The sequence below is a fragment of the Pseudomonas sp. FG47 genome, from assembly GCF_057809115.1.
Window position 1 is genome coordinate 39576 of sequence record NZ_JBMDJI010000020.1, and the last position, 13147, is coordinate 52722.

Here is a 13147-nt window from a genome sequence, read left to right on the forward strand (position 1 = left end):
GCGGAAAACTTCCCGGGCGTTTCGCTGGTCTATGGGTACAGACATTTCCTACACGTTTCAGAGGTTTCCACCTAAATGGCAGCAGTAATGGTCGGCCAGTTCCACGCCCGCGACGCCGAAGGCCGCATCTATCCCGTGCATGAGTTTCAGGAGTCGACCCTGCAGGCCGATGGCAGCACCTTGGGCGCGCCGATCACCAGTTACCGGCTGGCCATCGGCGACCGCGTCAACCACTTGGGCGAGGATCGCTTCGAACTGGCCCAGACCGGCGTCGAGATCATTCGTATTCCTTGACGCAGTCCACCGTATACAGCTGCCCCTCGCGTTGCAGGCCGTGCACGTCGGCGACGAAGCCTGGGAAGCCCTGGTCGAAAGCCCGGGCACAGGCCAGGTAGTCGAGAATCGTCCGGCTTGCCTCGGTGAAACGCTCACCCGGCATGATCAGCGCAATGCCCGGTGGATACGGCACCAGCATCACCGCTGAAACACGCCCCAGCAGTTGCTCGATCGGCACCGCCTCCACCTCCCCGCGCACCAGCTGGTCGTAAGCCCTGGCCGGGGTCATCGCCACCTCAGGCAGCGCCGTGAACACAGGCTTGAGCTGCCGGGCCGTGGCATTGCCCTGGTAAAAACCGTGCAACTGCGCGCACAGGTCGCGCAACCCCAGGCCCTGGTAGCGCGCTGGCTGCTGCGCCACCACACTGGGCAGGCTTTCGCTCAATGGGGTATTGCCGTCGTAGTGGCGCTTGAACTCCAACAGTTCGGTGAGCAGGGTGCTCCACTTGCCCTTGGTGATACCCATCGAGAACAGCACAAGGAAGCTGTACAGCCCGGTCTTCTCCACCACCAACCCACGCTCCCAGAGAAACTTGCTGACCACCGCCGCCGGGATGCCATGCTCGCCCTGCGCGGGCATCACCAGGGTGACCTTGAGCGGGTCGAGCAGTACATAGTCGTCGCTGACCTCGGCAAAGCCATGCCACGGCGCGCCCGGATGCAGCAGCCAATCCGCCGCATCCATGCCTTGCATCGCCGGTGGCTGCCAGATACTGAACCACCAGTCATCGCCAGCGAGGTGCTCACGCAGGTTGGCCAGGGCGCGGCGAAAGCTCAGGGCCTCGTCGAACATCTCTTGCAGCAGCGAACGGCCCGCCGGCCCTTCCATCATTGCCGAAGCCACATCCAGCGAAGCAAGGATGCTGTACTGCGGCGAAGTCGAGATATGCATCATGAATGCTTCGTTGAAGCGGTCGCGATCCAGCTGCCGGGCCGCGCCGTCCTGCACATGAATCATCGACGCCTGGCTGAAGGCGGCCAGCAGCTTGTGGGTGGAATGGGTGCTGAACAGCAGTGGGTCGCCTGCCGCCCGTGCCGTGCCCATGGCATAGCGGTCGGCGAAGAATTCGTGAAAGGCGGCGTAGGCGAACCAGGCCTCATCGAAGTGCAGCACTTCGACACTGGCGCCAAGCAGTTGCTTGATCAGCCCGGCGTGGTAGCACAACCCGTCGTAGGTGGAGTTGGTCACCACCGCCAGGCGGATCTTCGCCGTACGTCCTCGAGCCAACGGATGGGCCTGGATTTTCGCCTGGATCGATGCCGGGCTGAACTCGCTGAGCGGGATCGGCCCAATGATGCCCAGTTCGTTGCGCTCAGGACACAGGTAGATCGGAATGGCGCCGGTCATGATGATCGCGTGCACCACCGACTTGTGGCAGTTGCGGTCCACCAGCACCAGCTCGTCGCGGCCGACCATGGCGTGCCAGACGATCTTGTTGGCGGTGGAGGTGCCGTTGATGACGAAAAACGTGTGGTCGGCGCCGAAGTTGCGTGCCGCCCGGGCTTCGGCGGCGGCCAGGGGGCCGGTGTGATCGAGCAGGGAGCCCAGCTCCGGCACCGACACCGAAAGGTCCGAGCGCAGGGTGTTCTCGCCGAAAAACTGGTGAAACGCCTGCCCTACCGGGCTCTTGCGATAGGCCACGCCACCGCCGTGGCCCGGGGTATGCCAGGAATAATTGGACTGCGCGGTATGCTGCACCAGGGCCTTGAAGAACGGCGGCAGCAGGCCGTCGAGGTAGTTGTGCGCAGCCCGCGCCACCTGGCGGGCGAGAAACGGCACGGTGTCTTCGAACAGGTAGAGAATGCCGCGCAACTGGTTGAGCTCGCCCATGGCTTCGGCCGGGGCGTTCTCCAGGGTGACCTGCTCACCAAGGGCGAAGATCGGCAGGTTGGGCGCGCGCAGGCGGGCCAGGCGGATCAGCTCGGCCATGTTCTGCAGCAGGCGGCTGTTGTCGCCGGCGCCCTCGGCGGCGATCAGCATGCAGGCCAGGCCGTGGTGGGTGGCGGCCACCAGGCGCGCTTCGGCCTGGTCGGCGGCGGCGAGGATGGTGAAGCCGTCCTGGGCGAGTTCCTCGGCGATGCCGCGCACTCGCTCGCCAGCAACGCTGTCGGCCTTGATCGCCCGGTGGACTATAAGAATTGGGAACTTGAGGTCCTTGTACATCGGGCGGCTACCTCTGCGGGTAATTTCCCTCAGGGTAGTCGATGCAGTCGCGGGGCAAGTCGCAGCGGCGCACCGCCGCTCCCACAAGCCCTGGACTGTCACCAAGGGCTGGGGGGGGACCCGCGATAAGGCCGGTACTGTTCAGTGCATCAGCTGGCGGCTGGCTCGGTCAGCACCTGCCACATCGCCGGCCCACCGGCCGACTTGGCAATGGCCGCCAAGCGCTCGGCATGGGCTGCGAGCTCTTCCTCGCTGGCCACGATCACCCGCCCCGGCGCACGCCCGCTGATGCGGCGGATCTCGCTGCCGGTACTGCCCTGGCCATCCTCGCCGCCGGCCCCCTCGCCGGCCAGCGACAAGCTGGTCTGGCCACCGGTCATCGCCAGGTAGACGTCGGCCAGCAGTTCCGAGTCGAGCAGCGCGCCGTGCAGTTCACGGCCAGAGTTGTCGATGCCGTAGCGTTTACACAACGCATCGAGGCTGTTGCGCTGCCCTGGGTGGCGCGAGCGCGCCATCATCAGGGTATCGAGAATGGTGCAGTGCTGGGTGATGTCGGCCCGGTCGTGCTGGCCCTGCAGGGCGAACTCGTTGTTGAGGAAGCCGACGTCGAACGCTGCGTTGTGGATGACCAGGGTGGCGCCCTGGATGAATTCGAAGAACTCGTCCGCCACATCGCCGAAGCGCGGCTTGCCAACCAGGAAGGCGTCGGTGATACCGTGAACGCCGATGGCGCCCTCGTCACTTTCGCGATCCGGTTGCAGGTAGACGTGGAAATGCCGCCCAGTCAGGCGCCGGCCCATGACCTCGACGCAGCCGATCTCGACGATGCGGTGGCCTTCGCCCACCGGCATGCCGGTGGTTTCGGTATCGAGGATGACCAGGCGCTGGTCTTGCTGCTGTTCCACGGGTGACTCCAACTGGCGGGGCTTGAATTCGGAGCGGGAGTATAACTCAAGCGGCAAGCTTCAAGCTTCAAGCCACAAGAAAGAGCAGCCGCACATCAGACCCGCTGTTACTTGTGGCTTGAAGCTTGTAACTGCTTTCAGCGCTGGGCCCGAACCTCGTCGACGCCACGGTTGGCCAACTGGTCGGCGCGCTCGTTGCCGGGGTGGCCGATATGCCCGCGCACCCACTTCCAGGTCACCTTGTGCCGGTTGACCTGTTCATCGAGCTGCACCCACAGGTCGGCGTTTTTCACCGGTTCCTTGGCCGCGGTTTTCCAGCCGCGCTTTTTCCAGTTGGCCATCCATTCGTTGATGCCCTTCATGACGTACTGCGAGTCGGTGGTCAGCACCACCTCGCACTCGCGCTTGAGTGCCTTCAGGCCCTCGATCGCCGCCATCAGCTCCATGCGGTTGTTGGTGGTCTCGCGCTCGCCGCCCCACAGCTCCTTCTCGACGCCCTTGAAAACCATCAGCACGCCCCAGCCGCCCGGGCCAGGGTTGCCCTTGCAGGCACCATCGGTGTAGATCTCGACGCTATCGCTCATGTACCACTCGTGTTCAGTGCTTTTCGGAATCGGGATGGGTGGCGCTGCGGTTGACCTTGGCCAGCGGCAGCGGCAGCAGCTTGCCCATCGGTTCACGGCGCTCCGGGCGCAGCGGCCGCAGGCCCACCACCATCTTGCGCGCCACCAGCAGGTAAACCCCGCCACCGGCAGTCTGCCAACCTCCGGCCACGCGCTCCCAGCCAGCCAGGCGCTGCTGCCAGGCCGGCGAGGCAAGCGGCGGACGATAACACCCGAAGCGGCGTTTCTCCAGCGCGAAGCCCAGCAGGTTGAGCCAGTCGCCGACCCGCGACGGCGAGATGCAACGGGCCTTGCGCAAGGCCCCATGGCTGAAGAAATGGCGCACGCCCCAACTGCTCCAGGGGTTGATCCCGATGATCAGCAGATGGCCACCCGGGCGCACGGAACTGGCGGCCTCACGCAACAGCCCGTGGGGGGACAGGCTGAAGTCCAGGCCATGCTGCAGCACCACCACGTCGGCGGCGTGCTCCGACAGCGGCCAGGCCTGCTCCTCGCAGACGATCTCCACCCCCGGCAACGGCGCGCCCAGGCGCACGTTGCGCTGCACCTGCGGGGCGCTGGGCGGGGTTTCGGCGCAGGGTCCGTAGTGCACCAGGTAACCACCGAAGAAGCGTCGCAGTTCTTCTTCGAGCAACTTTTCCTCTTCCTTGAGCATCAACTGCCCAAGAGGCCCCTCGAACCAGTCGCGGGCCAGGCGGATCAGCTCGACCCAGTCGGGGTCGGCCTGGGCGAAGGCTTGGTCGGTCATTGCGTTCTCCCTCGAAGGTTCTCCGCGCGCGCCATCGCGGCTAAGATGCCTTCAATGTCCAGGCTTGGCGATACGGATCCGCACATGATACAGATCGATGCCCTACCCGCTTTCTCCGACAACTACATCTGGTTGTTACAGGATACTGCCAATCGCCGCTGCGCGGTGGTCGATCCCGGTGATGCCGGGCCGGTGCTGAGCTGGCTCGGCCAGCATCGCGACTGGGTGCTGGAGGCTATCCTCGTCACCCACCACCACCATGACCACGTCGGCGGCGTCGAAGCCTTGAAACAGGCCACCGGCGCCCAGGTGTACGGCCCGGCCAGCGAACGTATTCCGGGTCGCGACATCGCCCTGGAAGACGACGCCCGCATCGAGGTGCTGGGCCTGGCCTTCGAGGTCATGGCCATGCCCGGCCACACCCTGGGGCACATCGCCTATTACACTGCGCAATCGACCACGCCGCTACTGTTCAGTGGCGACACCCTGTTCGCCGCCGGTTGCGGGCGCCTGTTCGAAGGCACGCCCGAGCAAATGCACCAATCGCTGCAACGCCTGGCCGCGCTGCCCGCCGCCACCGAAGTGTACTGCGCCCACGAATACACCCTGAGCAACCTGCGCTTCGCCCGCGCCGTGGAACCCGATAGCGAACACGTTCGCCAACGCTTCGAGGACGTTACCCGGTTGCGCGCCGACAATCGCACCACCTTGCCATCAACCATCGGCATGGAGCGCCTGACCAACCCCTTCCTGCGCACTGCCGAAACATCCGTTAAACAAAAAGCAGACGAATGGAAGGGACATTCCAACCCTAGCCAAGCCACTGTTTTTGCTGCCTTGAGGTCTTGGAAAGACGTGTTCTGATAACCTCACGATATATCGCAATGTGACCCTAAAGGTTGACCCGGCCGGGGCCGGTTTCTAGAATCGCCCAACTTTTTTGCCCGGATAACCGTTCCCGCCGATGTCTTCACGTAGCCGCAGAACCGCTCATTCGGTCGCCCTGACGCGACTGGCACAGATCAGTGCATTGGCGCTGGCCGCCACCCTGGTCGGCTGCCAGAGCACCCGTCAGCTCGACGAATCCGACAGCGTTCGCGCGCACAGTTACCAGGCGCGGATCAAGCACAAGCCCGCCCCGCTGGTGGTCAAGGCCAAGGAGCAGGCACCGCCCCAGGACGTCTGGGAGCGCATGCGCCAGGGCTTCGCCCTGCAGGACGGCATGGACGTCAACCCACGTATCGAGCAACAGCGCCTGTGGTTCGCCAGCAACCCGTCGTTCCTCGAGAACGCCGGCGAGCGCGGTAGCCTCTACCTGCACTACATCGTCGAGCGCCTCGAAGAACGCGACATGCCACTGGAGCTGGCCCTGCTGCCGGCCATCGAGAGCGCCTACAACCCCATGGCCTACTCGCGCGCGCATGCCGCCGGCATGTGGCAGTTCATTCCGTCCACCGGGCGCCACTTCAACCTGCGCCAGACCAACTTCTACGACGGTCGGCGCGACGTCACCGCCTCGACCAACGCCGCGCTGGACTACCTGAACCGCCTGCACGACATGTTCAACGGCGACTGGCTGCTGGCCCTGGCGGCCTACAACGCCGGTGAAGGCACGGTCAGCCGGGCCATCGAGCGCAACGAGCGCCTGGGCCTGCCGACCGACTACTGGAACCTGCCGCTGCCACAGGAAACCCGCGACTACGTGCCCAAGCTGCTGGCCCTGTCGCAAGTGGTCAACACCCCCGACGCCTACGGCGTCAACCTCAACCCGATCGCCAACGAACCGTACTTCGAAGCCGTCGCCATCAACGATCGCCTCGACCTGTCCCGCGTGGCCGCCTTCGCCGACATCGACGAAGACGAACTGATCCAGCTCAATCCCGCGTTCAAGAAGCGCATGACCGTGGACGGTCCACAGCAACTGCTGGTGCCCACCGCCAAGGCGCAACTGCTCAGCGACCGCATGTCCAACCTCAAGCCCGAGGAACTGGTCAGCCTGCAACCGAACAAGGCCGTGTTCCAGGCCGCCCTGGCCGAGGCCAAGGCACCGGCGGCGCGCAGCTACCGGGTCAAGCGTGGCGACAACCTGGGCAGCATCGCCAAGGCCAACCGGGTGTCGGTCAAGCAGCTGCAAAGCTGGAACCGCATCCGTGGCAACAACCTCAAGGTCGGCCAGGTGCTGGCGCTGCGCGGCGGCAGCGCGCCGAGCACGGCGGCCAACCGCGTGGCTGACTCGAAGCAGCGCTCCACCCAGTACAAAGTGCGCAAGGGCGACTCGTACTACCTGGTGGCCAAGCGCTTCAACGTCGAGATGAAGCACCTCAAGCGCTGGAACCCGCGCACCGGACATGCGCTCAAGCCAGGCCAGACCCTGACCGTCTACCTGTCGCGTTGATGTGAATCCTGGGGGGCGCTTCGCGCCCCTTTCGCGGCACAAGGCCGCTCCTACAGGGAATCGCTATTCTCTGTAGGAGCGGCCTTGTGTCGCGAAAGGGCTGCAAAGCAGCCCCAATCAGCCAATTCCCTCAGCCTGCCTCACACCCTTTTTCCATTCCAGACAAGCTGTTACTGTACCCCGAACCAAGCCCAACGCCCTCTGGATCGGATGCCGACTTGATACGTCCCCTCCTGCTGTCACTCAGCCTGGCCTTGAGCTTCCCCGCCGTCGCGATGGTGAGCGAAAGCCACGGATACGCGCAGTTCGGCACGCTCAAGTACCCGGCCAGCTTCACCCATTTCGACTGGGTCAACCCGCAAGCCCCCAAAGGCGGCACCTTGCGGGCCATGGCCTTCGGCACCTTCGACACGCTCAACCCTTACACCTTCAAGGGCTCGAGCCCAGTCACCACGCCTAATTTCCTGCAGTACGGCATCAACGAGCTCAACGAGCCGCTGATGGTCGGCACCGGCATGTACGACCCCTCGGGCGACGAACCCACCTCCAGCTACGGCCTGATCGCCCGCTCGGTCGAGTACAGCGAGGACCGCAGCTGGGTGGTGTTCAACCTGCGCCCCGAGGCGCGCTTCCACGACGGCGTGCCGATCACCGCGCAGGATGTGGCGTTTTCCTACCGCACCCTGCTCAAGGACGGCCACCCGATCTACCGCACCAACCTGCAGGAGGTAGCCCGAGTCGATATCCTCGGCCCGCTGCGCATTCGCTTCGTGTTCAAGCGCGCCGGCAACCCGCTGTTGATCCTGCGCCTGGGCGAGATGCCGGTGCTGCCCAAGCACTACTGGGCCAAGCGCGACTTCAAGGCCACCACCTTCGAGCCACCGCTGGGCAGCGGCCCCTACCGCGTCACCGAGGTGCAGCCGGGCCGGCGGCTGGTGTTCGAGCGGGTGAAGAACTACTGGGGCAAGGACTTGGCGGTGAACCGCGGCAAGTACAACTTCAACCGCGTCGAGTACGAGTTCTACCGTGACGCCACCGTGGCCTTCGAGGCGTTCAAGGCCGGTGAATTCGACATCTACATCGAGCACCAGGCCAAGAACTGGGCCAACGGCTACCAGTTCCCCGCCGTGCGTCGGGGCGAGGTGATCAAGGCGCAGATCCCGCACCAGATCCCCACGCAAACCCAAGGCCTGTTCATGAACAGCCGCCGCGCCGCGTTCAGCGACCCACGGGTGCGCCAGGCCCTGGGCCTGATGCTCGACTTCGAGTGGACCAACCGCGCCCTGTTCAACGGCGCCTACCGCCGCGCCACCAGCTACTACCCCAACAGTGAGTTCAGCGCCAGCGGCCTGCCTACCGGCAAGGAGTGGCTGCTGCTCAAGCCGTTTCGCGACCAGTTGCCCGAGAAACTGTTCACCCAGCCCTACCAGGTCAGCCATACCAACGGTAGCGGCATCAGCCGCCAGGCCCTGCGCCAGGCCCTGGACCTGTTCGCCCAAGCCGGCTGGAAGCTCAACGGCCAACGCCTGGCCGACAGCAAGGGCCAATCGTTCAGGATGGAGCTGCTGCTGGTCAACCCGAACCTCGAACGCATCCTGCAACCTTATGTCGAAAATCTGGCCAGCATCGGCATCGATGCGCGCTTGCGCACCGTGGATCGGGCCCAGTACAAACAACGGCTCGACCAGTTCGATTTCGACATGATCCTGATGACCCTCAACCAGACCCTGAGCCCGGGCCTCGAGCAGTGGCTGTATTTCCACTCCAGCCAAGCCGCCACCAAGGGCAGCAAGAACTATGCTGGCGTGAAGGACCCGGTGGTCGACCACCTGCTCGACACCCTGCTCGCCGCCCGCAGCCGCGATGACCAGGTGGCCGCCGCCCGCGCCCTGGACCGCGTGCTCTCATGGCAGTACTACATGATCCCCAACTGGTACCTCGACAATCACCGCCTGGCCTACCGCAACCGGTTCGCCTTCGTCGCCACCCCGCCCTACACGCTGGGGCTGAACAGTTGGTGGATCAAGAAGACTTCGGAGAAAGCCAAATGACGCCCACCCTGCGCCACCTGGCCGCCAGCCTGCTGCTGGCTTGCCTCACGCTCCCGGCCGTGGCCGCCCCGCAACACGCCCTGACCCTGTACGACGAGCCGCCGAAGTACCCGGCCAACTTCAAGCACTTCGAGTATGTGAACCCCGACGCGCCCAAGGGCGGCACCTTCCGCCAGTCCAGCTTCGGCGGTTTCGACAGCCTCAACCCGTTCATCAACAAGGGCGTGCCCGCCGAAAACATCGGCAGCATCTACGACACCCTGATGCGCCAGAGCCTGGACGAGCCGTTCACCGAGTACGGCCTGGTGGCCGGCAAGATCGAAAAGGCCCCGGACAACAGCTGGGTGCGTTTCTACCTGCGCCCCGAGGCCCGCTTCCACGACGGCCACCCCATGCGCGCCGAAGACGTGGTATTCACCTTCAACGCCCTGATCAAGGACGGCGCGCCGCTATACCGCCAGTACTACGGCGATGTCGCCGAAGTGGTCGCCGAAGACCCGCTCAGGGTGCTGTTCAAGTTCAAGCACGGCAACAACCGCGAGCTGCCGCTGATCCTCGGCCAACTGCCGGTACTGCCCAAGCACTGGTACGAAGGCCGCGATTTCAACCGCGGCAACCTGGAAATCCCGCTGGGCAGCGGTCCCTACCAGGTCACCGAAGTGAAGGCCGGTCGCTCGATCCGCTATGAACGGGTCAAGGACTACTGGGCCAAGGACCTGCCGATCAACCGCGGCCTGTTCAACTTCGACGTGATGACCTTCGATTCGTACCGCGACAACACCGTCGCCCTCGAAGCGCTCAAGGCCGGGCAGTTCGACTACGCCCTGGAGGTGAGCGCGAAGAACTGGGCCACCGCCTACGACGTGCCTGCCGTGCGCGACGGCCGCCTGATCAAGGAAGAGATCCCCAATGGCAACCCGGTGGGCATGCAGGGTTTCATCTTCAACCTGCGCAAGCCGCTGTTCCAGGACGTGCGTGTGCGCCACGCCATCAGCCTGCTGATGGACTTCGAATGGACCAACAAGCAGCTGTTCAACGGCGCCTACACCCGCACGGACAGCTACTTCGAGAACTCCGAGATGGCCGCCAGCGGCCTGCCCACCCCGGCCGAGCTGAAGATCCTCGAGCCACTGCGCGGCAAGGTGCCCGACGAGGTGTTCAACGGCGCCTTCCACAACCCGGTCACCGACGGCAGCGGCATGATCCGCGAACAGCAGCGCCAGGCCTACAAGCTGCTGCAGGAGGCCGGCTGGAAGATCGTCGACGACAAGATGGTCGACCAGAACGGCAAGCCGGTAACCATCGAATTCCTGCTTGCCCAGACCCAGTTCGAGCGCGTGCTGCTGCCATTCAAGCGCAACCTCGCCGACCTGGGGATCAACTTCGAGCTCCGCCGGGTGGACGTGTCGCAGTACATCACCCGCCTGCGCTCGCGCGATTACGACATGATCGTCGGCGGTTTCGCCCAGTCCAACTCCCCCGGCAACGAGCAACGCGAGTTCTGGTCCAGCGCCGCCGCCGACAACCCCGGCAGCCGCAACTTCATCGGCCTGCGCGACCCGGCCATCGACCAGTTGGTGGAGCAGTTGATCAACGCCGACTCGCGCCAGAGCCTGATCGACCACTGCCGCGCCCTGGATCGCGTGCTGCTGTGGGGCTACTACGTGATCCCCAACTGGCATATCAAGACCTCCCGCGTGGCCTACTGGAACCACATCGGCCACCCGGCCAAGTCGCCCAAGTACGACGTCGGTATCGACACCTGGTGGATCAAGCCCGATGTCACCCCCGCGGTAAGCGAAGCCGCCGCAGCGGACGAGGCCCACTGACATGCTGGCCTATATCCTGCGGCGCCTGCTGCTGATCATCCCCACCCTGTTCGGCATCCTGATCATCAACTTCATCATCGTCCAGGCCGCCCCCGGCGGCCCGGTGGAGCAGATGATCGCCAAGCTCGAAGGCTTCGACGGCGCCACCAGCCGCATCGCCGGCGGCGGCGCCGAGGTGTCGGTGGCCGGCTCCAACTACCGTGGCGCGCAAGGGCTGGACCCAGCGCTGATCGCCGAGATCGAGCGCATGTACGGCTTCGACAAGTCGGCGCCCGAGCGGCTGTGGATCATGGTCAAGAACTACGCCCAGCTGGACTTTGGCAACAGTTTCTTCCGCGACGCCAAGGTCATCGACCTGATCGCCGAGAAGATGCCCGTGTCCATCTCGCTGGGGCTGTGGAGCACGCTGATCATGTACCTGGTGTCGATCCCCCTGGGGATCGCCAAGGCCGTGCGCCACGGCAGCCACTTCGACGTGTGGACCAGCTCGGCGATCATCGTCGGCTACGCCATCCCCGCGTTCCTGTTCGCCATCCTGCTGATCGTGCTGTTCGCCGGTGGCAGCTACTTCGACTGGTTCCCGCTGCGTGGGCTCACCTCCAACAACTTCGACGAGCTGAGCACCACCGGCAAGGTGCTCGACTACTTCTGGCACCTGGTGCTGCCCATCACCGCCCTGGTGATCGGCAACTTCGCCACCATGACCCTGCTGACCAAGAACAGCTTCCTCGACGAGATCAACAAGCAGTACGTGGTCACCGCCAAGGCCAAGGGCCTGAGCCGCACCCGCGTGCTCTATGGCCATGTGTTCCGCAACGCCATGCTGCTGGTGATTGCCGGCTTCCCCTCGGCGTTCATCGGCATCTTCTTCACCGGCTCCCTGCTGATCGAGGTGATCTTCAGCCTCGACGGCCTGGGCCTGATGAGTTTCGAAGCGGCGATCAACCGCGACTACCCGGTGGTGTTCGGCACCTTGTTCATCTTCACCCTGCTCGGGCTGGTGGTGAAGCTGATCGGCGACCTCACCTACACCCTGGTCGATCCGCGCATCGACTTCGCCAGCCGGGAGCACTGACATGGCCCTCTCTCCCCTCAATCGCCGGCGCTTCGAGCGCTTCAAGGCCAACCGCCGCGGCTGGTGGTCGCTGTGGATCTTCCTGGTGCTGTTCGTGCTCAGCCTGGGCGCCGAGTTCATCGCCAACGACAAACCCATCGCCGTGCGCTACGACGGCGAGTGGTACTTCCCGGCCTTCAAGCGCTACCCCGAGACCACCTTCGGCGGTGAGTTCCCGCTGGAGGCCAACTACAAAAGCCCGTACATCCGCGAATTGCTGGCCAAGAAAGACGCCTTCGTGCTGTGGGCGCCGATCCCCTACAGCTACCAGAGCATCAACTACGACCTGAAGGTGCCCGCCCCCGCGCCGCCCTCCACCGACAACCTGCTGGGCACCGACGACCAGGGCCGCGATGTGCTGGCCCGGGTGATCTACGGCTTCCGTATCTCGGTGCTGTTCGCCCTGACGCTGACCATCGCCAGCTCGATCATCGGCGTGATCGCCGGCGCCTTGCAGGGCTTCTATGGCGGCTGGGTCGACCTGGCCGGGCAGCGCTTCCTGGAGATCTGGTCCGGCCTGCCGGTGCTGTACCTGCTGATCATCCTCGCCAGCTTCGTGCAGCCCAACTTCTGGTGGTTGCTGGGCATCATGCTGCTGTTCTCGTGGATGAGTCTGGTGGACGTGGTGCGCGCCGAGTTCCTCCGTGGGCGCAACCTTGAGTACGTGCGCGCCGCCCGCGCGCTGGGCATGCGCAACGGCCCGATCATGTTCCGGCATATCCTGCCCAACGCCATGATCTCGACCATGACCTTCATGCCATTCATCCTCACCGGCGCCATCGGCACCCTCACCGCCCTGGACTTCCTCGGCTTCGGCCTGCCCGCAGGCTCCCCCTCGCTGGGCGAACTGGTGGCCCAGGGCAAGTCCAACCTGCAAGCCCCGTGGCTGGGCATCAGCGCCTTCGCCGTGCTGGCGGTGATGCTGAGCCTGCTGGTATTCATCGGCGAATCCGCCCGCGACGCCTTCGACCCGAGGAAATGA

Annotated in this window: 11 protein-coding genes; 7 read left to right on the top strand and 4 right to left on the bottom strand. The window is 64.7% G+C overall.

The features are described from left to right. Positions 1-75 precede the first annotated feature (75 nt). The gene (locus ACODS5_RS15990) at positions 76-294 is read left to right on the top strand and encodes a hypothetical protein (protein WP_134692604.1); all 219 of its coding nucleotides are present in this window, start codon (positions 76-78) and stop codon (positions 292-294) included. On the opposite strand, the gene ACODS5_RS15995 is transcribed toward ACODS5_RS15990, so the two are convergent. The 4 genes from ACODS5_RS15995 to ACODS5_RS16010 form a co-directional block, all read right to left on the bottom strand. Then, on the bottom strand, positions 278-2500 hold the full coding sequence (locus tag ACODS5_RS15995; RefSeq protein ID WP_489109101.1) for an Orn/Lys/Arg family decarboxylase: 2223 nt from the start codon (positions 2498-2500) through the stop codon (positions 278-280). The two genes, ACODS5_RS15990 and ACODS5_RS15995, sit on opposite strands and share 17 nt — an antisense overlap. A 149-nt stretch (positions 2501-2649) precedes the next feature. Continuing rightward, positions 2650-3405 carry a DNA polymerase III subunit epsilon gene (gene dnaQ, locus ACODS5_RS16000; protein ID WP_134692602.1) on the bottom strand — a complete coding sequence of 252 codons (756 nt, stop codon included), beginning with the start codon at positions 3403-3405 and terminating at the stop codon, positions 2650-2652. Positions 3406-3542: 137 nt separating this feature from the next. Beyond that, positions 3543-3989, bottom strand: a complete 447-nt coding sequence (rnhA, locus tag ACODS5_RS16005) for a ribonuclease HI (RefSeq protein ID WP_134692601.1) — start codon at positions 3987-3989, stop codon at positions 3543-3545. Positions 3990-4002: 13 nt separating this feature from the next. Next, complete coding sequence (locus ACODS5_RS16010) at positions 4003-4776, bottom strand: methyltransferase domain-containing protein (RefSeq protein ID WP_489109102.1); 774 nt, start codon at positions 4774-4776, stop codon at positions 4003-4005. An 84-nt stretch (positions 4777-4860) separates the two neighbouring features. Between ACODS5_RS16010 and gloB the strand changes: the two genes are divergently transcribed. The 6 genes from gloB (at position 4861) to ACODS5_RS16040 (ending at position 13147) form a co-directional block, all read left to right on the top strand. Then, positions 4861-5640 (top strand): hydroxyacylglutathione hydrolase, encoded by a 780-nt coding sequence (gene gloB / locus ACODS5_RS16015; RefSeq protein WP_489109103.1) that lies wholly within the window; start codon positions 4861-4863, stop codon positions 5638-5640. A gap of 100 nt (positions 5641-5740) precedes the next feature. After that, positions 5741-7171 carry a lytic transglycosylase domain-containing protein gene (locus ACODS5_RS16020; RefSeq protein WP_134692598.1) on the top strand — a complete coding sequence of 477 codons (1431 nt, stop codon included), beginning with the start codon at positions 5741-5743 and terminating at the stop codon, positions 7169-7171. Positions 7172-7389: 218 nt separating this feature from the next. Further along, positions 7390-9222, top strand: coding sequence for an extracellular solute-binding protein (locus tag ACODS5_RS16025; protein WP_489109104.1), 1833 nt, complete (start codon positions 7390-7392; stop codon positions 9220-9222). Further along, a complete protein-coding gene (locus ACODS5_RS16030; RefSeq protein WP_134692597.1) occupies positions 9219-11051 on the top strand; it encodes an extracellular solute-binding protein in 1833 nt (610 codons plus the stop codon). Before ACODS5_RS16025 ends, ACODS5_RS16030 begins: the two co-directional genes overlap by 4 nt. Position 11052: 1 nt before the next feature. Then, positions 11053-12126, top strand: a complete 1074-nt coding sequence (locus tag ACODS5_RS16035) for a microcin C ABC transporter permease YejB (RefSeq protein WP_038706480.1) — start codon at positions 11053-11055, stop codon at positions 12124-12126. 1 nt (position 12127) lies between these two features. Further along, on the top strand, positions 12128-13147 hold the full coding sequence (locus ACODS5_RS16040) for an ABC transporter permease (protein ID WP_489109105.1): 1020 nt from the start codon (positions 12128-12130) through the stop codon (positions 13145-13147).